Annotated in this window: 18 protein-coding genes; 4 read left to right on the top strand and 14 right to left on the bottom strand. The window is 73.7% G+C overall.

Going from position 1 to position 20019, the window contains the following annotated elements; genetic code table 11:
- Nucleotides 1–26: 26 nt before the first annotated feature.
- From QWY28_RS09910 to QWY28_RS09895, 4 genes are read right to left on the bottom strand one after another with little or no spacing between them, the layout of a single operon-like run.
- On the bottom strand, nucleotides 27–1181 hold the full coding sequence (locus QWY28_RS09910; RefSeq protein ID WP_300952365.1) for an acyl-CoA dehydrogenase family protein: 1155 nt from the start codon (nucleotides 1179–1181) through the stop codon (nucleotides 27–29).
- Nucleotides 1178–2956: an acyclic terpene utilization AtuA family protein gene (locus QWY28_RS09905; RefSeq protein ID WP_300952364.1), complete on the bottom strand. Its 1779-nt coding sequence runs from the start codon at nucleotides 2954–2956 to the stop codon at nucleotides 1178–1180. The genes QWY28_RS09910 and QWY28_RS09905 overlap by 4 nt, the downstream gene beginning before the upstream one ends.
- Nucleotides 2949–3746 carry a TIGR03084 family metal-binding protein gene (locus QWY28_RS09900; protein ID WP_300952363.1) on the bottom strand — a complete coding sequence of 266 codons (798 nt, stop codon included), beginning with the start codon at nucleotides 3744–3746 and terminating at the stop codon, nucleotides 2949–2951. Before QWY28_RS09900 ends, QWY28_RS09905 begins: the two co-directional genes overlap by 8 nt.
- The gene (locus QWY28_RS09895) at nucleotides 3743–4381 is read right to left on the bottom strand and encodes a TetR/AcrR family transcriptional regulator (RefSeq protein WP_336622415.1); all 639 of its coding nucleotides are present in this window, start codon (nucleotides 4379–4381) and stop codon (nucleotides 3743–3745) included. The genes QWY28_RS09900 and QWY28_RS09895 overlap by 4 nt, the downstream gene beginning before the upstream one ends.
- Before the next feature lie 113 nt (nucleotides 4382–4494).
- On the opposite strand from QWY28_RS09895, the gene QWY28_RS09890 reads away from it, so the two are divergent.
- A complete protein-coding gene (locus tag QWY28_RS09890) occupies nucleotides 4495–5253 on the top strand; it encodes an SDR family oxidoreductase (protein WP_300952362.1) in 759 nt (252 codons plus the stop codon).
- 151 nt (nucleotides 5254–5404) lie between these two features.
- On the opposite strand, the gene QWY28_RS09885 is transcribed toward QWY28_RS09890, so the two are convergent.
- From QWY28_RS09885 to QWY28_RS09870, 4 genes are read right to left on the bottom strand one after another with little or no spacing between them, the layout of a single operon-like run.
- On the bottom strand, nucleotides 5405–6073 hold the full coding sequence (locus tag QWY28_RS09885; RefSeq protein WP_300952361.1) for a histidine phosphatase family protein: 669 nt from the start codon (nucleotides 6071–6073) through the stop codon (nucleotides 5405–5407).
- Nucleotides 6073–7161: a phosphotransferase family protein gene (locus QWY28_RS09880; protein WP_300952360.1), complete on the bottom strand. Its 1089-nt coding sequence runs from the start codon at nucleotides 7159–7161 to the stop codon at nucleotides 6073–6075. Before QWY28_RS09880 ends, QWY28_RS09885 begins: the two co-directional genes overlap by 1 nt.
- Complete coding sequence (locus QWY28_RS09875) at nucleotides 7158–7931, bottom strand: SDR family NAD(P)-dependent oxidoreductase (protein WP_300952359.1); 774 nt, start codon at nucleotides 7929–7931, stop codon at nucleotides 7158–7160. The genes QWY28_RS09880 and QWY28_RS09875 overlap by 4 nt, the downstream gene beginning before the upstream one ends.
- Complete coding sequence (locus QWY28_RS09870) at nucleotides 7928–9184, bottom strand: acyl-CoA dehydrogenase family protein (protein WP_300952358.1); 1257 nt, start codon at nucleotides 9182–9184, stop codon at nucleotides 7928–7930. The genes QWY28_RS09875 and QWY28_RS09870 overlap by 4 nt, the downstream gene beginning before the upstream one ends.
- Nucleotides 9185–9224: 40 nt before the next feature.
- On the opposite strand from QWY28_RS09870, the gene QWY28_RS09865 reads away from it, so the two are divergent.
- Nucleotides 9225–9785: a hypothetical protein gene (locus tag QWY28_RS09865; RefSeq protein ID WP_300952357.1), complete on the top strand. Its 561-nt coding sequence runs from the start codon at nucleotides 9225–9227 to the stop codon at nucleotides 9783–9785.
- A gap of 95 nt (nucleotides 9786–9880) precedes the next feature.
- Here QWY28_RS09865 and QWY28_RS09860 read toward each other — a convergent pair whose 3' ends face one another.
- From QWY28_RS09860 to QWY28_RS09845, 4 genes are all read right to left on the bottom strand, one after another.
- Nucleotides 9881–11425, bottom strand: coding sequence for a hypothetical protein (locus QWY28_RS09860; RefSeq protein WP_300952356.1), 1545 nt, complete (start codon nucleotides 11423–11425; stop codon nucleotides 9881–9883).
- Nucleotides 11400–12131 carry an ABC transporter ATP-binding protein gene (locus QWY28_RS09855; RefSeq protein WP_300952355.1) on the bottom strand — a complete coding sequence of 244 codons (732 nt, stop codon included), beginning with the start codon at nucleotides 12129–12131 and terminating at the stop codon, nucleotides 11400–11402. Before QWY28_RS09855 ends, QWY28_RS09860 begins: the two co-directional genes overlap by 26 nt.
- Before the next feature lie 127 nt (nucleotides 12132–12258).
- Complete coding sequence (locus QWY28_RS09850; RefSeq protein ID WP_300952354.1) at nucleotides 12259–14472, bottom strand: 3-hydroxyacyl-CoA dehydrogenase NAD-binding domain-containing protein; 2214 nt, start codon at nucleotides 14470–14472, stop codon at nucleotides 12259–12261.
- 172 nt (nucleotides 14473–14644) lie between these two features.
- Entirely contained in the window at nucleotides 14645–15856 is a 1212-nt protein-coding gene (locus QWY28_RS09845) for an acetyl-CoA C-acetyltransferase (RefSeq protein WP_300952353.1), read from the bottom strand.
- A gap of 112 nt (nucleotides 15857–15968) precedes the next feature.
- Here QWY28_RS09845 and QWY28_RS09840 point away from each other — a divergent pair, with 112 nt between their 5' ends.
- Nucleotides 15969–16712: a MerR family transcriptional regulator gene (locus QWY28_RS09840; protein ID WP_300952352.1), complete on the top strand. Its 744-nt coding sequence runs from the start codon at nucleotides 15969–15971 to the stop codon at nucleotides 16710–16712.
- Between the two features lie 36 nt (nucleotides 16713–16748).
- The gene (locus QWY28_RS09835) at nucleotides 16749–17648 is read left to right on the top strand and encodes an NAD(P)H-binding protein (protein ID WP_300952351.1); all 900 of its coding nucleotides are present in this window, start codon (nucleotides 16749–16751) and stop codon (nucleotides 17646–17648) included.
- Nucleotides 17649–17761: 113 nt separating this feature from the next.
- Here QWY28_RS09835 and QWY28_RS09830 read toward each other — a convergent pair whose 3' ends face one another.
- Entirely contained in the window at nucleotides 17762–18457 is a 696-nt protein-coding gene (locus QWY28_RS09830) for a CPBP family intramembrane glutamic endopeptidase (protein ID WP_300952350.1), read from the bottom strand.
- Between the two features lie 53 nt (nucleotides 18458–18510).
- Entirely contained in the window at nucleotides 18511–20016 is a 1506-nt protein-coding gene (locus QWY28_RS09825; protein ID WP_300952349.1) for a DEAD/DEAH box helicase, read from the bottom strand.
- Between the last annotated feature and the right edge of the window lie 3 nt (nucleotides 20017–20019).

Genomic DNA, 20019 nt, shown 5'->3' with positions numbered 1-20019 from the left:
CCGGTTCGTGCCCACGACCGGCCCGCTCACGAGGTGTAGCCCAGGAGCTTGGCGGCGAGGTCGGTGAGGACCTCGGTGGCACCGCCGCCGATCGGCAGCAGCCGGGCGTCGCGGTAGTGCATCTCGACCTCGGTGCCGTTCATGTAGCCCGCGCCGCCGAAGAGCTGGACGGCCTCGTCGCAGACGTACGTCGCGGTGTCGCAGGCGGTCTGCTTGGCCAGGCACGCCTCGGCGATCACGGTCTCGCCCGCGACGTGGCGCCGCGCCACCTCGTGGGTGTAGGCCCGGGCCACCTCGACCTGGCGGTGCATCTCGACCAGCTTGTGCCGCACGACCTGACGCTTGACCAGCGGCTCGCCGAAGGTCTCCCGCTGCTGGCAGTACTCCTTGGCCAGCGCGAGCGAGCGGGCGGCGATGCCGTAGGCGTGGACGGCGAGGGCCATCCGCTCGACGACGAACTGCTCGGCGATGTACCAGAAGCCGGCGTCCTCCTCGCCGACCAGGTTCCCCACCGGCACCCGCACGTCGACGTAGGACAGCTCGGCGGTGTCCGAGCAGTGCCAGCCCATCTTCTCCAGCTTGCGGTCGACGCTGAAGCCGGGCGTGGAGGTGTCGACGACGAGCAGGCTGACGCCGCCGGCGCCCGGGCCGCCGGTGCGGACCGCGGTGGTCACGAAGTCGGCGCGGGTGCCGCTGGTGATGAAGGTCTTCGACCCGTTGACGACGTAGTGGTCGCCGTCCCGGACGGCCGTGGTGCGCAGGTTGCCGACGTCCGAGCCGCCGCCGGGCTCGGTGATGCCGAGCGAGCCGATCAGCTCCCCGGCCAGCGTCGGGCGGACGTAGCGGTCGACCAGCTCGGGCGTGCCGTGCGCGGAGGTGTGCGGCAGCGCGATGCCGTGGGTGAACAGCGCCGAGAGCAGCCCGCTGGAGGCGCCGGCGGAGAGCATCCCCTCCTGCAGCGCGATGGTGTCGAGCAGGTCGCCGCCCTCGCCGCCCTGCTCCTCGGGGAAGCTGATGCCGAGCAGGCCCTGCTTGGCCGCGCTGACGTGCAGCTCGCGCGGGATCTCGCGGGCGGCCTCCCAGTCGGCGAGGTGGGGGGCGACCTCGCGCCGGGTGAACTCCGCACCCAGCGCGGTCAGCGCCTGCCGGTGGTCGTTCCGCTCGCTGGTCTCGACGCTCACAGCAATCCTTCCTGGACGTGCACGACGCGTGAGCGGACCCACTCGCCGAGCCCCTTGGCCTGCGGGTCGAAGCGGGTCGACGCGGCGACCCCCCGCCCGAGCAGGCCCTTGATGACGACGTTCACCGCGCCGAGGTTCGGCAGCAGGTAGACCTCCACCGCGTCGTGCGGCAGGTCGGCGGCCTCGGGCACCAGCTCGCGCACCTTGCGCGGGGTGATCAGCTTCGCCAGCCAGGTGGTGCGCGCCTCGTCCAGCTCGGCGTCACCGGTGCGGGCGACCCACAAGCCGAGGTTGGCGTCGCCGCCCTTGTCGCCGGAGCGGGCGTGGACGAAGGTGCCGAGCGGCGCGCGGCGGGTCAGGGAGTCCAGCGGCGCCGGGTACGGCGAGGGCCGCCGGCCGCTGTCGGCGGCCTCCTCGGCCGCGGCCGCGGGGGCCGTCGGTGGGTCGGGCACGACCTCGCGCCGGCCGTCGGCGTGGACGACCGTGTGGGAGACGGCCGCGCGGTCGACGTACACCGGGCGGTAGACGCCGTACGGCGTGGGCTGGGCGGGCGGGCCGGTCATGGTGAAGCCGGGGTACGACGCGAGCGCCAGCTCGACCGCGGGGCCGGTGAACGCCTTGCCGACCGGACCGGCCTGGGTGTCCATGACGGTGACGCGCAGGAGCGAGGAGGCGCCCTCCTCGGTGTCGGCGTCGGCCGGCGGGAGCGCGGTGCGGGTCCAGGTGACCGATTCCGCGGTCAGCGCCGGCGCGAGCTGCTCGCGCAGCCAGTCGGCCTTGGCGTCGATGTCGAGGCCGGTGAGCACGAACTCGGCGCTGTTGCGGAAGCCGCCGAGCTCGTTGACGCAGACCTTGAGCCGCTCCGGCGGGGCCTCGCCGCGCACGCCGCTGACGGCCACCCGGTCCTCGCCGACCTCCGCGAGCCGGACGGTGTCGAGCAGCGTGGTGACGTCGGGGCCGAGGTAGCGCGTGGACTGGATCTCGTAGACCAGCTGCGCGGTGACGGTGTCGACGGTGACCGCGCCGCCGGTGCCGGGGTGCTTGGTGACCACGCTGGAGCCGTCGGCGGCGATCTCGGCGAGCGGGAAGCCCAGCGGCTTCGTCGGGTCCATCCGGCCGCTCGCGATCAGCTCGCGGAAGCCGGAGAAGTTGCCGCCGGTGGCCTGCGTGCCGCACTCGAGCACGTGGCCGGCGACGACGGCGCCGGCCAGCTCGTCGTACGACGTCGGCGCCCAGCCGTGGTGAGCGGCGGCGGGCCCGACGACGAGGCTGGCGTCGGTGACCCGGCCGGTGACGACGACGTCGGCGCCGCCGGTCAGGGCGGCGGCGATGCCGAAGCCACCGAGGTAGGCGTTGGCGGTCAGCGCGCCCTCGGCGCCGATCTGCGGGCCGAGCGCGCGGACGTCGTCGCCCTCGACGTGGGCGACCGCGACGTCGAGACCGAGGCCGCGGGCGACCTCGCGGACCCTGTCGGCCAGGCCGGCGGGGTTGAGCCCGCCGGCATTGCTGACGATGCGGGTGCGCCGCTCGAGCGCGAGACCCAGGCAGTCCTCGAGCTGGCGCACGAAGGTGCGGGCGTAGCCCAGCGAGGGGTCCTTCATCGTGTCCTTGCCCAGGATGAGCATGGTCAGCTCGGCGAGGTAGTCGCCGGTGAGCACGTCGAGCCGGCCGCCCTCAAGCATCTCGCGCATCGCGGAGAGCCGGTCGCCGTAGAAGCCGGAGCAGCTGCCGATCCGGACGGGGTCGGTCGTCGGGGTGGTCGTGGGGTCAGCCACGGGGCTGCCTCCCCTCTCCCGGGGGCCCGGCGAAGCACTGGGCCACGTCCAGCCAGCGGTCGGCCTCGGCGCCGACGGCGACCAGGTCGGTGTCGTCGCGGTGCACGCGCTGGGTGACCAGCCGGCAGAAGTCCGCGGCCGAGCCGGTCACCGACTGCGCGGCGTCCTCGGCGCCCCAGGCCCAGGTCTCCCCGCTGGGCGCGGTCAGCTGCACGCGGACGTCCTCGGTCGGCGCGGCGAGGCCACGGGTGGCGAAGGCGAAGTCGCGGGTGCGGACGCCGAGGTGGGCGACGTGGCGCACCCGGTCGGTCACCTCGAGCTCGCGGCCGAGCGCCTCGTGGACGTCGAGGGAGTGCGCCCAGGTCTCCATGTACCGCGCGGTCGCCATCGACGAGGCCGACATCGGCGGGCCGAACCACGGCATCCGCGTCCCGGCGGGCAGGCCGGTCAGCGCCGCGGCCAGGTCGCCCCGAGCCGCGTCCCACCGGCCGAGCAGCTGCGCCGGCTCGGTCCGCGCGACCTCGTGCGCCCCGTCGTCGACGAAGCCCTCGGGGTCGACGGCCGCCCGCTGGAGCAGCTCGTCCCAGGCCGGGTCGCCGTCGGTGGCCGACCGTGCCGAGAGCACGGCGACCTCGTCGGTCCACACCAGGTGCGCCACCTGGGTGGCGACGGTCCAGCCCGCGGCCGGGGTGGGCGTGGCCCAGCCGTCCGCGTCGAGGCCGGCGACGGCGGCGTACAGCTGGTCGCCCTCGGCGCGCAGGTCGGCCAGCAGGTCGTCGAGCAGGCTCATGCGTCCCCTCCCGGAGTGGTCGTGCCGCGGGCCAGGGCGGCGTCGAGCGTGTCGGCCCACTGGTCGAGGATGCGCCCGCGCCGGCGGGTGTCGTCGGTGATCGTGTCGGCCAGGCCCAGGCCGCGGACCAGGTCGAGGGTCGCCTGCACCAGCTCGCGCACGCCGGGCTGGGACTCGTCCGCGCCGAGCAGCTCGATCGTCATCCGGTGGGTCTCCCGGCCGATCCGCTGCTCCAGCGGCGCGACCGCCTCGAGCAGGGCGGCGTCGGTGCGGGCCGCGACCCACAGCTCGAGCGCGGCCACGAAGAGCGGCGAGGCGAAGTGGTCGCCGAGCATCCGCAGGACGGCGCGGGTACGCCGCCGGCCGCTCGGCAGCGCCGCGGCCGCGGCTGCGAGCTCGTCGCGCCGCACCTCCGACAGGTGGGCGACCGCGGCCACGACCAGGGCGTTCTTGGTCGGGAAGTGGTGCAGCTGCGCCCCGCGGCTGACACCGGCGCGCTCGGAGACGAGCGTCGTCGACGTACCGCTGAAGCCCCGCTCGACCAGGCACTCCACCGTCGCCTCGAGCAGCCGGGCCCGCATCGCGCGGGTCCGCTCCTCCTGGGGCACGCGGGTCGTGCCGGCGGGGGTGCTCACCCGAGGAGCATGGCCCCTCGTGCCACAAACAGTCAAGCGTGACTGTTTGTTTCGTGCCGAGGTGGCGGTCCCGCAGGACCGGGACGGCGGCCTCGCAGGGCAGACTCCCCTCCATGACGACGACTCTCATCACCGGCGCGTCCAGCGGCCTCGGCGCCGAGATGGCCCGCCAGCTCGCCGCGCGCGGCGACGACCTCGCCCTGTGCGCCCGCCGGCAGGAGCGGCTGACCGAGCTGCGCGCGGAGATCCTGGCCGCCCACCCCGACCGCCGGGTCGAGGTCCGGACCCTCGACGTGCTCGACGAGGACGCGGTCTTCGAGACCTTCCGCGACTTCCGCCGCACGCTCGGCTCGCTGGACCGCGTCGTCGTCAACGCCGGCCTCGGCAAGGGCGCCCCGCTCGGCACCGGCGGCCAGGCGGCCAACCGGGAGACGGCGATGACGAACTTCGTCGGGGCGCTGACCCAGACCGAGGCGGCCATGGAGGCCTTCCGCGAGCAGGAGGCCGGCCACCTGGTGATGGTGTCCTCGATGTCGGCGATGCGCGGGATGCCCAAGACGATGACGACGTACGCCGCCACCAAGATCGGCGCGGCCTTCCTCGCCGAGGGGATCCGCAACGAGCTGCACGGCAAGCCGCTGGGCGAGACCGTCAAGGTGACCGTGCTCTACCCCGGCTACATCGCCTCGGAGATGAACGAGAAGGTCGCCCAGCAGACCAAGATGATGGTGCCCACCGACGTCGGCGTCCGCGCGATGGTCGAGGCGATCGAGAAGCAGGTCGACTCCGCCTGCGTGCCGCGGCTGCCGTGGGCGCCGCTCTCGGTCGTCATGAAGCACGCGCCGCTCGGGGTGTTCAAGAAGCTGATGTGAGCCCCGGGGCGCTCACCTCCGGGCGCACTCCGCGGCCTTTCCTGACGCTTCGCGGCCATCGCGATGGCCGGGAACCTTCGACATCCCAAGTGAACTTGGGATGTCGCGGCTCCGCGGCCTTCCTCGACGCTCCGCGGCCTTCCTCGGCGGCTCAGCGGTAGGTGAGGGTGTCCCCCTCGAGGTGGGCGTGCTCGTTGAAGGTGAGCAGGCGGGCACCGGTGGAGCCGACGACGACGCGGGAGTACGACGAGTTCACCACGACCGTGTTGAACCGGCCCCACAGCCGGGCGGTCGTGGCGGGGTCGCCGTCGGGGTCCACGAGCGTCGCGGCGGCGACCGCGACCGGGCCGCCGGAGGTCACCACGACGACCGTGCCGCCCGGGCCGGCCTGCGCGCACGCCCGCTCGAGGGAACCGCGGACCCGGCCGAGGAAGCCCGGCCACGGCTCGGGGTACGTCGCGTCGCCGGCGCCCGAGGTCCAGCGCGCGGTGGCCTCCTCGAAGACCCGCTGGAACTCGCGGCGGTCCAGGCTCGGGGAGGCGAGGTCCGGGTGGGCCGCGACCACGCCGAGGTGGTCGAACTCGTCCCACCCGGCGTCGACCTCGACGTCCGCCGACCAGCCGCCGCCCGCGAGCATCCCCTCCGCGGTCTCGCGGTGGCGGCGCATGTCGCCGCGGACGACGACGTCCGGGGTCACGCCGTGGCCGGCGAGGTGCTTGCCGAGCAGCCGCGCCTGCTCGTGGCCGGTCGCCGAGAGCACGTCGTAGTCGTCGGCGCCGAAGGAGGCCTGGCCGTGCCGGACGAGCAGCAAGACGCCCATCAGGCCGGCCCGGCGCCGTGCTCGGCGATCAGCCGGCGGCAGCGCGCCTCGAGGTAGGCCACCACCTGGCCGAGCACGGCGTGCGACTCGTTGGTGGTCTGCTGGTGGACGTAGCGGTACCAGATCTGCTGGGCGATGACCGCGAGCCGGAACAGGCCGAAGACCTCGTAGAACAGCCGCTGGTCGGCGGTGATCTCGAAGCCCATCCGCGCGCAGTACCGCTCGACGAGCTGGTCGCGGGTCCACATGCCCGGGGCGTTGGTCGGCTGGCGGCGGAACAGCTGGAACAGCTCGTCGTCGGCCGCCTCGACCCAGTAGGCGAGCGTCGAGGAGAGGTCCATCAGCGGGTCGCCGACGGTGGCCATCTCCCAGTCGAGCACCGCGCGCACCTCGAGCCGCCCCTCGCTGTCGTCGAGCACGAGGTTGTCGAAGCGGAAGTCGTTGTGGATGAGCACCTGCGCCACGTCCGCGGGCTGGTGCTCCTCGATCCACGCCACCACGTCGGACCAGTCGCCGGTGTCGTCGGTGCGCGCGTCGGCCATCCGGCCGACCCACCCGCGCACCTGCCGGCCGACGTACCCCTCGCCGCGGCCGAGCGCGGCCAGCTCCGGCACGGACGCCACGTCGACGGAGTGCAGCGAGACGAGCACGTCGAGCGCCCGCTCGCACAGCGCGTCGGCCTCCTCGGCGCTCACCTCGCGCGGGAACTCCGAGCGCAGGACCAGCCCGGGGACCTTCTCCATGACGTAGAACTCCGAGCCGATCACCGAGGTGTCGGTGCAGTGGCCGACCATCCCGGCGACGTACGGGAAGACCGGCGCGAGCGCGGACTGGATCCGGAACTCCCGGCCCATGTCGTGCGCGCCCGCGGCCTTCTTGCCGGCCGGCGGGCGGCGCAGGATCAGCTCGCGGTCGCCGGCGAGGAGCAGGTACGTCAGGTTGGACGCGCCGCCGCTGAACTGGCGGACCTCGTCGATCGCGCCGACGCCCGCGCCCTGCTCGTCGAGCCAGGCGCTCACCGCGGCCGCGTCGAAGGCGTCCTCCTCGCGGACCGGCTTGGCGGGGTTGCCGCTGTCGGTGGCGCTCACGCCTGTCCCCCCATCCGGTCGAGCTTGGCCGCCTGCGCGCGCATGACGGCGTCGTACGTCGCGCGGTCGCCCACCTTGAGCGCGTACGCGTCCCGGGCCGCCTGGTCCGGGAGGATGACCTCGTCGCCGCGGTCGAGCCCCTCGAGGACCGCCGCGGCGACCTCCTCGGCGGTCGTCGGCGACTCGTCGACGAGCTTGCTCATGATCGCGCCCAGCGCGGTGTCGTGGCCGCGCAGCGAGCTCATCAGGTTGGTGCGGAAGTACGACGGGCAGACCACGTGCGCGGTCACGCCGTACGACGCCAGCTCGTGGCCGGTGGTCTCGGTGAGGGCGACGACGGCCGCCTTGACCGCGTTGTACGACGCCATCCCGCCCGGGTGCACCAGACCGGCCAGCGACGCGACGTTCACGACCTTCCCCGAGCCCTGCCGCTTGAGCATCGGCACGAACGCCCGGGTGCCGCGGACCGCGCCGAACAGGTTGATCTCGGTGATCCACTGCCACTCGTCGAGGGTGGCGACGTCGAGCCGACCGCCGCCCGCGACGCCGGCGTTGTTGACCAGCACGTCGAGGCCGCCCCAGGTGCGCTCGACGTGGTCGACCGCGGCCGCCCAGTCCTCGTCCTCCGTGATGTCCAGGCGCAGGTCCGCGCCCTCGGCGAGATCGGTGGCCAGCACCTCGTCGCCGCGGGCGCGGAACGCCTCGGTGAGGGCCCTGCCCAGGCCGGACGCGGCGCCGGTGACCAGGACGCGCTGCTTGTCGCGGCTCATCGCTTGGCGCCGTACTTGCCGAGCTCCAGGCGCGCGACGACGCCGCGGTGGACCTCGTCGGGGCCGTCGGCGAGGCGCAGCGCGCGGGCGCCGGTCCACGCCGCGGCGAGCGGGAAGTCGCTGGAGAGGCCGCCTCCGCCGTGCAGCTGCATGGCCATGTCGATGACCTGCTGGGCCATGTTCGGCACCGCCACCTTGATCTGGGAGACCTCCGACAGCGCGTTGAGCGGGCCGCCGACGTCGAGCTTCCACGCGGCGTTGAGCACGAGGAGGCGTGCGGAGTCGATGGCGATCCGGGCGTCGGCGATCCGCTCGCGGTTGCCGCCGAGGTTGATGATCGGCTTGCCGAACGCCGTGCGCTCCAGGCCGCGCTTGCACGCCAGCTCCAGGGCCAGCTCGGCCAGGCCGATCAGCCGCATGCAGTGGTGGACACGGCCGGGGCCGAGCCGGCCCTGGGCGATCGCGAACGCCTCGCCGGGGCCGCTGATGATGTTGGTGACCGGGACGCGGACGTCGGTGAAGGACACCTCGCCGTGGCCGAGCGGCTCGTCGTGGATGCCCATGGTGTCGAGCAGCCGCTCGATCGTGACGCCCGGGGTGTCGCGCGGGACGAGCACCATCGAGTGGCGGCGGTGCCGGTCCGCGTCGGGGTCGGTGAGCCCCATGAAGATGAAGACCTTGCAGTCGGGATGGCCCACGCCGGTCGACCACCACTTGCGGCCGTTGATGACGACCTCGTCGCCGTCGACGACCGCGGTCGCCTCCATCGTGGTCGCGTCCGAGGACGCCACCCCCGGCTCGGTCATCGTGAACGCCGAGCGGATCCGACCGTCGAGGAGCGGCTCGAGCCACTCCTCGCGCTGCTGCTCGCTGCCGTAGCGGAGCAGCACCTCCATGTTCCCGGTGTCGGGCGCGTTGCAGTTCAGGACCAGCGGGGCGATCGCCGAGCGGCCGGTCAGCTCGGCGATCGGCGCGTAGTCGACGTTCGTCAGCCCCTCGCCGCCGTCGGTGCCGAACCGCGCGGCGTACTCACCGGCGTGCTCCCGGGGCAGGAAGAGGTTCCACAGGCCGCGCTCGCGGGCCTTGGCCTTGAGCTCCTCGATGACCGGCAGCGGCGTCCAGGACTCGCCGCGGGCGCGGGCGGCGGCGAGGTCGGCGTGGTACTGCGGCTCGACCGGCTCGACCTCCTCGGCCAGGAAGGCGCGCACGCGCTCGGTCAGGTCGGCGGCCCGAGGGGACGGGGAGAAGTCCATGTCGCGCACCCTAACCAGCAGGTGATGGGAGACTCACCGGGTGCTGCGCACAGTCATCCCCGTCGTCCTGCTGGTCCTGCCGCTCGCCGCCTGCACGGGGGACGCCCAGCCTACGGAGGGCGCGTCGGGCGGAGCGTCGGAGAGTGGCTCGTCGGAGGGCGTCTCGCCGGAGGTGCGGGAGGGGCTGGTCGCGCTGTACGCCGGCGACCACCCGCGCGCGCAGGACACCGCCGACGGCGAGTGCTTCGCCGACGCCCTGCTCGAGCGGATCGCCCCGGGCGAGCTCGAGGAGGTCGGCGTGGTCGTCGACGGCGCCGTCGTCACCGACCTCCCCCTGCTCGAGCCGGAGACCGCCGGTGACTGGATCGGCGCGACGTTCGCCTGCGTCGACTACTTCGAGGAGTCCGCGCGGGCCCAGGTCGCCGTCACCAAGGGCACGGTCGACTGGCGGGAGTACGCCGCGTGCCTGCGCGAGGAGATCGACCTCGAGGTCGTCCGCGCCGCCCTCGTCGCCGCGCTCGGCGGCGACTGGGACTCCGACGCCGTCGCTGCCCTCAGCCGCGCCCAGGCCGAGTGCTCGACGGCCGCGAACCCGGGCTGAGGGCGCGGACGCCCCCACTCAAGCGACCCTGTTGTCGCTTCACACGCCTCCGGCGCGCTGTGCGGCGACCCTGTGGTCGCTGGACACCCCTCCGGTCACCCCGCGACCGTCATGACGACGCGCGCCCGGTCGACGGGATCGGCCCAGCGGACGTGGGCGCGCACGAGCCGGGCGAGCGACCAGCACAGGAACGGCACGGCGACGAGGACCGAGACCTCCCACGCCGGCACGCGGGCCAGGCCGGAGAACACCAGGCCGGTGAGGGTCGTGGAGACCGCGAGCCGGGTCGAGTAGCCGACCATCGTCAGCGGCGGGGCCGGGGTGGCCCGGGCCGAGCGGAGGTCGACGGCGTAGGGCCGCTGGGCCGACCAGCGCATCCCCGCGGCGACGACCTGCACGGTCACCACGACGACGGTGCAGGTCAGCGCGGTCAGCTCGGCGACCGACGGCACGCCGGCCCGCACGGCCGCCAGCAGGACGGTCACCGCCGAGGCCACGAGCAGGAACTCGGTCAGCACCCACGCCCGGGCCGCGAACACCGTCCCGGGCGCCACCGGCAGGCTCTCGCGCCACAGCCCGCCGCGGGCGTCGAGGCACCAGGCGTTCACGCCGAATAACAGCGCCCCACCGGAGGCGACGAGGCCGGGCAGCACGGTCATCGTCTCCCACGGCAGCCCGCCGAGGAGCGCGACCGCGCCCGGCCCGATGGCCAGCACGGCGATGCCGCGGCGCATCGGGACCGCGCGCCACACCGACCCGCGGTCGGTGCGCACCAGGGCGGCCAGGTCCGAGCCGGGCAGCCGGCGGGCGGCGTACCGCCCGGACTCGACGCGGAGCTCGTCGCGCGGCGTACGACGGGCGGCGATGTGGGCGGGCACGGCGCCCAGGGCGACCGCGCAGAGGAGCACGACGAGCAGCGCGGCCACCGTCGCGGCCCACGTCCAGCCGAACCCGCCGAGCATGCCGAGCACGAGCCGCCGCGTGGGCAGCCGGTCCAGGAGGGAGACCAACAGGTCGGCCATCTGGAGTCCGAGCGCCAGCCCCAGCAGGCCGAGGGTGAGCAGCCGGACGCCCGCGATGCCGTGGTGGCCGCGGCGCACGCCCTCGAAGGTCCACGCGACGACCTGCGCGATCGCCGTCGCGGTCGCCAGCCAGAGCAGCACGACGACCTGGGCGGCGGCCAGGCCGGAGGGACCGAGGGCGTACGCCGCGGTCCCGAGGAGGGTCCAGGCCTGCAGCAGCCACGCGATGTTCAGCGGGGCGAGCACGAGCGCGCCGAGGTGGTCGGTCGTGGGGCTGACCGGCAGGACCGTCGCCGGGTCGCGGTCGAGGAGCTCGCGCCCACCACCCGACGCGACGGCCGAGACGACGGCCAGGCCGAGGAAGCCGGCGAACGCCGTCGGCAGCAGCAGGAGCAGCTCGAAGGCGCGGCCGTCGCCGCCGGCGCCCGGGGTGTACGCCGGCACGACGGCCGCCGCGGTCGTCAGCACCACGAACCCGAGCAGGAACCAGCCGGCCGAGTCCCGGCGACGTACCGTCGCAGCGCGGAAGCGCACCAGGTGGCCGACGTCGGCGACCGCCCGTCGCGCCTCCCGCAGGCCGCCGCTCGGAGCGCTAGTCCAGGAGGCCGCGGTAGGCACGCGCGCCCTCCTCGCCGGCCATGTCGCTGGCGGACGCGGTGGCGACGCGGGCGCCGCCGCGCAGGACGGTGACCGTGCTGCACGCCTCGACCGCGAGCTCGCGCAGGTGGGTGGAGACGAGCACGCACGCGCCGCGCGCGCGGGCGTCGTCGATCGCGGCCATCGTCGCCTCGACCCCGATCGGGTCGACGCCGTCGAACGGTTCGTCGAGCAGCAGCACCACCGGCTGGTGCAGGACGGCGAGCACCACGGAGAGCCGGCGGCCCATCCCGTGGGAGAAGCCCGCGGTCACCCGGTGCGCGACGTCGCCGAGCTCGAAGCGCTCGAGGAGGTCGCGGGCGCGCTGCTCCCAGGCCGGTTCGGTCCGGTCGAGGCGGCGCAGGCGGGCCGAGAGCTGCAGGTGCTCCCAGGGGGTGGCGCGCGGCACGAGCCCGCCGACGTCGGGGCAGTAGCCGACCGCGCGCTTGACCGCCAGCGGGTCGCGGCGCACGTCGTGGCCCGCCACGCTCACCGAGCCCGACGTCGGCGGCACCACGCCGGCCAGCACGCGCATCGTCGTGGACTTGCCGGCGCCGTTGCGGCCGAGCAGCGCGGTCGCGTGGCCGGCCTCGGCGACGAGGTCGACACCCGTCACGGCCTCGACCTCGCCGAAGCGGACGTGGAGGTCGCGCACCTCGACCGGGTGGCCGCTGGGGGGAGGGGTCACCGGACCATTGTCACCCGCGCCGTGCGCGCCGTCCCCGCCTTGCGTCACGCGAAGGTCGCGTCATGCGGAGGTTGCGTCATGCGGAGGGAGCGAGGGGGTGCTCCCTCCGCATGACGTCAGCGGTGGCTCAGGCGGGGAAGGAACCGCCCGAGGCCGCGAGGTCGCGCAGGTACTGCGTGGGTCGGAAGCGGTCGCCGTACGCCTCGGCCAGCTCGTCGGCGCGCGCGACGAACGCCGCGAGGCCGATCTCGCCGTCGGCCCCGGATGCAGCCGGCGCCTGGTAACCGGTCATGAACTGCGCGGCACCACCGGTCATCGGGGGGAAGCCGATGCCCATGATCGAGCCGATGTTCGCGGCGGCCGCCGAGGTGATGACGCCCTCCTCGAAGCACTTCGCGGTCTCGAGCGCCTCGGCGAACAGCATCCGGTCCTTGCAGTCCTGGATGGACGGCTGCTGCTCGGCGAGCGGGAAGAGCTCGGAGAGGCCCGACCAGAGCGACTGGCGCTTGCCGGCCTCGTCGTAGTCGTAGAAGCCCGCGCCGCGCAGGCGGCCCGGACGGCCGGCCTCGAGCATCCGGTCGACGACCGCGGTGCCCGGGTGCTCGGCCAGGTCGAGCCCGTCGCGCTCGGCGGCCTCGCGGGTGGCCTTGGCGATCTTGGCCATCAGCTCGAGGTTGAGCTCGTCGGAGAGCTGCAGCACCGGGGCCGGGTAGCCGGCCTGGGTGGTGGCGCGCTCGATGGTCCAGGGGTGGACGCCCTCGGCGAGCATCGCCATGCCCTCGTTGACCATGAAGCCGATGACGCGGGAGGTGTAGAAGCCGCGGCTGTCGTTGACGACGATCGGGGTCTTCTTGATCTGCTGCACCACGTCGTAGGCCTTGGCCAGCGCGACGTCGGAGGTCTCGGCGCCCTTGATGATCTCGACCAGCGGCATCTTGTCGACCGGGCTGAAGAAGTGCAGGCCGATGAAGTCCTTCGGGCGGTCGACGCCCTGGGCCAGCTCGGTGATCGGCAGCGTCGAGGTGTTGGAGCACAGCAGCGCGTCGTCGTTGACGTACGGCGCCACCTCGGCGAAGACCTTGGCCTTGAGGGACGGGTCCTCGAAGACGGCCTCGATGACCAGGTCGCAGCCGGCGAGGTCGGCGGGGTCGCCGGTGGCGGTGATCCGCTCGAGCATCTCCGCGGACTTCTCCTCGGTGAGCTTCCCGCGGGAGACGGCCTTGGCGTTGATCTTCTCGGAGTACGCCTTGCCCTTGGCGGCGTTCTCGGCCGAGACGTCCTTGAGCACGACCTGCATGCCGGCGCGGGCGCACACGTAGGCGATGCCCGCACCCATCATGCCGGCGCCGAGGACGCCGACCTTGGTGGCCTTCCACGGCTCGATGCCCTGCGGGCGCAGCGAGCCGGACTTGATGGCCTGCAGGTCGGTGAAGAACGCCTGGATCATGTTCTTCGAGCCCTGGTTGACCACGAGGTTGGTCAGGTAGCGCGACTCGATCCGCGAGGCGGTGTCGAAGTCGACCTGCGCGCCCTCGACGGCCGCGGACAGGATCGCCCGGGCGGCGGGGTAGACCGCACCCTTGGTCTGCTTGCGCAGCAGCGCCGGGAACGCCGGCAGGAAGCCGGCCAGCGCCGGGGACTTCGGGGTGCCGCCGGGCATCTTGTAGCCCGGGGCGTCCCACGGGTTCTTGCTGGCCTCGGGGTTGGCCTTGATCCACGCCTTCGCGGCGGGCACGAGCTCCTCGCGGGTGGCGACCAGCTCGTCGACCAGGCCCTTCTCCTTGGCCTGGGCGGCCTTGAACTGCTTGCCCTCCAGCAGGAAGCCCATCAGGCCCTCCTGCAGGCCGAACATCCGCACGATGCGGGTCACGCCGCCGCCGCCGGGGAGCAGGCCGAGGCTGACCTCGGGCAGGCCCACGACGACCGAGGGGGAGTCCACGGCGATGCGGTGGTTGGTGGCCAGGCAGATCTCGAGGCCACCGCCGAGGGCGGCGCCGTTGATCGCGGCCACGACCGGCTTCGGGAACAGCTCGAGCTTGCGCAGGGCGGCCTTGACGCCCTCGGCCATCGCGAAGACGTCCGCGGCGTCCTCGCGGGTCGCGGTCACCATCTTCTTCAGGTCGCCGCCGGCGAAGAAGGTCTTCTTCGCGCTCGCGACGACGACGCCGGTCACGTCGGCCTCCTCGGCGTACAGGCGCTCGATCGCGTCCCGCATCGAGGAGATGTAGAGGTCGTTCATGGTGTTCGCCGACTGGTTCGGGTCGTCGAGGGTCAGGGTGACGATGCCGTCCTCGTCGCGCTCGTAGCGGACGGCGGTCTGCTCGGTGGTGCTGGTGGTCATTCGGGGTCCTGTTCGTTCAGGTGCGATCGGTGTCTGGGGTACGGCGCGGGGCGCTCGTCAGTGCTCGAGGTGGGCGGTCGGCTCGCTGGGTCTCGACACGCGGGTCACGGCTTCGTTCCTCAGCCGTGCCGCTTGCTCGACCACCATCAGGTCGCCTGGCCTCGTCCCTCGGTCAGACGACCTCGACGATCGTCGCGATGCCCATGCCGCCGCCGACGCAGAGCGTGGCGAGGCCGCGGCGCAGGTCGCGGCGCTTGAGCTCGTCGATGAGCGTGCCGAGGATGATCGCGCCGGTCGCACCGAGCGGGTGGCCCATCGCGATCGCGCCGCCGTTGACGTTGGTGATCTCGTCGTTGATCCCCATGTCGCGCATGAAGCGGAGCGCGACGGCGGCGAACGCCTCGTTGATCTCGAAGAGGTCGATGTCGCCGACCTCGAGGCCGGCCTTGGCGAGCGCCTTGCGGGCCGCCGGCGCCGGGCCGGTGAGCATGATCGTCGGGTCGGCGCCCGAGACCGCGGTGGAGATGATCCGCGCGCGGGGGGTCAGGCCGAGGTCGGTGCCGACCTGCTCGCTGCCGATCGCCATGATCGCGGCGCCGTCGACGATGCCCGAGGAGTTGCCGGCGTGGTGGACGTGGTTGATCTTCTCGACCCAGTGGTACTTCTCGAGCGCCACGTCGTCGAAGCCCGCGTCCGCACCGATCTGCGCGAACGACGGCTTGAGGCCCGCGAGGCTCTCGACGCTCGTGTCGGGGCGGATCAGCTCGTCGCGGTCCAGGACGGCCAGCCCGTTGATGTCGCGGACCGGGATGACGGAGTCGGCGAAGTAGCCGTTGGCCCACGCCTTCGCGGCACGGTGGTTGGACTCGGCGGCGAACGCGTCGACGTCCTCGCGGCTGAAGCCCTCGATGGTGGCGATGAGGTCGGCGCCGATGCCCTGCGGCACGAAGCCGGTCGTGAGCGCGGTGGCCGGGTCGGAGGCCCAGGCGCCGCCGTCGGAGCCCATCGGGACGCGGCTCATCGACTCCACGCCGCCGGCGAGGATGAGGTCCTCGAAGCCGGAGCGGACGCGACCCGCGGCCTGGTTGACGGCCTCGAGACCCGAGGCGCAGAAGCGGTTGAGCTGGACGCCCGCGACGGTGTCGGGGTAGCCCGCGGCGAGCGCGGCCGTCTTGGCGATGTCGCCGCCCTGGTCGCCGACCGGCGAGACGACACCGAGCACCACGTCGTCGACGCGGGCCGGGTCCAGGGAGGGGTTGCGGTCCTTGATCTCGTCCAGCAGGCCGACCACGAGGTCGACCGGCTTGACCTCGTGCAGCGAGCCGGCCGCCTTGCCCTTGCCACGCGGCGTACGAATGTGGTCGTACACGAATGCTTCTGCCATGACCGTCCTAGCGTCAGTGGTGCGTCTGTGATGGTGGTCCCCCGATTGTGACACTATTGGTGTCACGGTCAAGAGCGGGTCGGTTGTGGTCTGGCTCACGAGAGGAGTGGACGTGACGCAGACGGAGGAGCGGCTGGAGGCCGCGCGCGAGCTCCTGACGCTCGACGAGCTCACGAGCCGGGTCGGCATGAGCGTGCGCAACGTCCGCTTCTACACGACCAAGGGCCTGGTGCCGCCGCCGATCCGGCGTGGGCGCAGCGGCTACTACACCCCCGACCACGTCGCTCGGCTGGAGCTGGTGCGCGAGCTGCAGGGCCACGGGTTCACGCTGGCCGCGATCGAGAAGTACCTCGCCGGCATCCCAGACGCCGCCGCCCCCGAGGACATCGCGCTGCACCGCGCGATGCTCGCGCCGTGGCAGGCCGACGTGCCGGTGGAGATGTCGCGCGCCGAGCTGGAGCGCCGCGCCGGGCGGTCCCTGGCCGACGACGAGCTCGCCACGCTGGAGGCGCTCGGGATCGTGCGTCGGCCGCGGCGCGGGCGGTTCGAGGTGGCCGCCTCGCAGCTGCAGGTGGGGCTCGGGCTGGTCGACCTCGGGTTCCCCACGGAGGCGGCGGTCGCGGCGGGCGAGGTGTACGCCGCGCACGGTCGGCAGATCGCCCAGGAGCTCAACGAGCTGTTCCGGACCATGGTGTGGCCGGCGTACAAGGAGGCCGGCGCGCCGCCCGAGCGGATCCAGCAGGTCGTCGAGCGGCTCAAGCCGCTCTCGATCGCCAGCCTGGTCGCGGCGTACGAGGCAGCGATGGACGAGGACCGCCGGGCGCGCATCGCAGCCCGGGCCGGCCGCAAGTCCTGAGCCACCGTCCTAGGGTCGCGTCCCTAGGGTGGCCGCATGACCTCCGTCCTCGTCACGGGCGCGACCGGCTTCGTCGGCGCCCGGCTGGTCCCCGAGCTGCTCGACCGGGGGCACACGGTGCGGGCGATGACCCGTCGCCCCGACGACTACGACGGCCCGGGCGACGCCGTCTTCGGCGACGTGCACGACCCGGGCACGCTCGGCGAGGCGATGACCGGCGTCGACGTCGCGGTCTACCTCGTGCACTCCCTCGACGACGACGACTTCGAGCGCAAGGACGCCGACGCCGCCCGGGGCTTCGGCCTGGCCGCGGCGGCGAGCGGCGTGAGGCAGATCGTCTACCTCGGCGGGCTCGGCTCGGAGGACGAGGAGCTCTCCGCGCACCTGCGCTCCCGGCGCGAGGTGGAGCGGCTGCTCGCCGAGGCGGGCGTGCCGGTGACCGTGCTGCGGGCCGCGATCGTCGTCGGCTCGGGCGGGATCTCGTGGGAGATGACGCGGCGGCTGGTCAAGAACCTCCCCGCGATGGTCGTCCCCCGGTGGGCCTCCACCCGGACCCAGCCGATCGCGATCGCGGACGTGGTCCGCTACCTCGCCGGCGTGGTCGACGTGCCGGAGGCGTTCGGCCGGGTCTTCGAGATCGGCGGCGGAGACCAGCTGACGTACGCCGAGATGCTGGCCCAGGCCGGGTCGGTCATGCACGGGCGGCGGCTGCCGATCATCCACGTTCCGCTCGGCACGCCGATCCTGTCGCAGTACTGGATCAAGCTCGTCACCGGCGTCGACGCCACCACCGCCGCGAACCTCATCGAGTCGATGGGCAACGAGGTCGTCGTCACCGATCCCGCCATCCGCGAGCTCGTCCCCGGCGAGCCGCTCACCTACGCCGAGGCCGTCGAGGCGGCGCTCGCCGAGGACCGCGAGTCCGCGGGGCGCTGAGGGGTCTGCGAGTCGCGAATTTCATCGGCCGTCCGCTGGAACTGTCGGCAGGACGATGAAACTTCATCGGCCAGCCGGGAGGTTCATCGGCCGGCCGATGAAACTTCCCGCGCTCAGCCGATGATCGGCGGCAGGACGAGCAGCATCGAGACCGACCACGTGCAGTGGGTGAGGATCGGCGCGAGGATCCCGCCGGAGGCACGCCGCTCGAGGCCGACGACCACGCCGAGGAGGATGGCTGCGAAGGCGAGCATCACGTTGCCGGTGGCGGCGGTGGCGACGACGTACGCGATGGTCGTCCACAGCACCGGGCGGTGCGGGATGGCGGCGTACGCCGCGCCGCGGAAGAACAGCTCCTCGGCGATGCCGTTGACCGCGGTGATCAGCACGAGCAGCGGCAGCGAGCCCTGGTCGGCGTAGTCGAGCACGGAGCTGACCTGCCGCTGCAGGAACGGGATCTCCCGGATCACCAGCCCGCCGACCACGAACACCGCCACGATCGCGGCGCCGAGCAGCACCGGCGTGACGACGGGCCGGCTGAGCCGGTCGCGCCAGGCGATCCGGCCGAGGTGGAGCGGGCCGGACGCGAACGCGCCGACCGTCCACACCCCGGCGAGGGCGGCGGTGGACACGTAGAACCAGCCGCTGCCCGGGTCGATGCGCAGCGAGAAGCCGAGCACCAGCGCGCCGAGCACCACGAAGGCGATCGTCACCACCTGCCGCCGCCGCAGGGCGGCGGCGGTCTGGCGGTGGTCGCGCGGGACGACGTCCCACAGCGCTCGGCGCAGCCAGGTTCCGACGGGGCTCACGACACCGACCTTACGGACGGCGCCACGGCCCACGTCGGCACCGGGGCCTGCGCTCAGCGCCGGCCGGAGCTGAAGGACGAGGCGCTGTGACGGCCGCCACCGGCGGAGGAGCCGCCTGAGGCGCCACCCGTACGCCGCCCGCGACCGCCCTGGCCGCCCGAGCCGCCCTTGGCGCCGGCCGAGGACGGGGCACCGTTCTTGGCCGAGCTGCCCGCGCCGGAGCCACCCTGGCCGGAGCCGCCCTGGCCACCGGAGCGACCGCGGCCGCCGCGCGAGGAGCGCCGGCCGGAGCCGGAGCGAGCCGCGCCCCCGCCGTTGCCGCCACCGTTGCCACCGCTGCGACCGCCGCCGGCGGGCGTCGCGGGAGCCTCGACGACGAGGCCGCCGGGGACCGTCTGCCGCTCGCCGGGGGCCAGCGCGACGAGCACCGGGTCGGCGGCGGTCGCGACGCGCGTGATGGTCGGCTTGATGCCGGCCGCACGGGTCAGGTCGCGCACGTCGCGGACCTGCTCGTCGGTCATGAGGGTGACGACCGTGCCTGCGGCGCCGGCCCGGGCGGTGCGGCCCGAGCGGTGCAGGTAGGCCTTGTGCTCGGCGGGCGGGTCGGCGTGGACGACGAGGGCGACGTCGTCGACGTGGATGCCACGGGCGGCGATGTCGGTGGCGACCAGCGTGCTGGCCTTGCCGGAGTGGAACGCCTCCATGTTGCGGGTGCGGGCGTTCTGGCTCAGGTTGCCGTGGAGCTCGACGGTCGGGACGCCGGACTTGTTCAGCTGGCGGGTCAGTGCCTTGGCGCCGTGCTTGGTGCGGGTGAAGACGACCGTGCGGCCGGGCGCGCTGGCCAGGTCGACGAGCACGGGGATCCGGTGCTCGCGGGCGAGGTGCAGGACGTGGTGGTCCATCGCGCTGACCGGCGACTGCGCGGAGTCGGCCTGGTGGACGACCGGCTCGTGGAGGAACCGCTTGACCAGGACGTCGATGGCCTTGTCGAGGGTGGCGGAGAACAGCAGCCGCTGGCCGCGGGACGGGGTGGCGTCCAGCAGGCGGCGCACGGCCGGGAGGAAGCCGAGGTCGGCCATGTGGTCGGCCTCGTCGAGCACGGTGACCTCCACCGCGCCGAGGTCGCAGTGACCCTGGCCGATGAGGTCCTCGAGGCGGCCGGGGCAGGCCAGCACGATGTCGACGCCGGCGCGGAGGCCGCGGACCTGAGGGTTCTGGCCGACGCCGCCGAAGACGGTCAGCGTGGTGAGGCCGGCGGCCTCGGCGAGCGGCTTGAGCGACTCCTCGATCTGGCCGACCAGCTCGCGGGTCGGGGCCAGCACGAGCGCGCGCGGCTTGCGGGCCGTCGCGGGCCGGCCGGAGGCGGCCAGGCGGGCGACGAGCGGGAGGAGGAAGGCGTAGGTCTTGCCGGAGCCGGTGCGGCCGCGGCCCAGGACGTCGCGACCCGCGAGGGAGTCCGGCAGCGTCTTGGCCTGGATCGGGGTGGGCTCGGTGATGCCGCGGTCCCCGAGGACGGCGGTGAGGTCGGCGGGGACGCCGAGGGTGGTGAAGGCAGGCATGAA

This window comes from Nocardioides oceani, from assembly GCF_030412965.1.
Taxonomy (GTDB): Bacteria; Actinomycetota; Actinomycetes; order Propionibacteriales; family Nocardioidaceae; genus Nocardioides; species Nocardioides oceani.
This window is presented reverse-complemented; position numbering and strand designations above follow the sequence as displayed.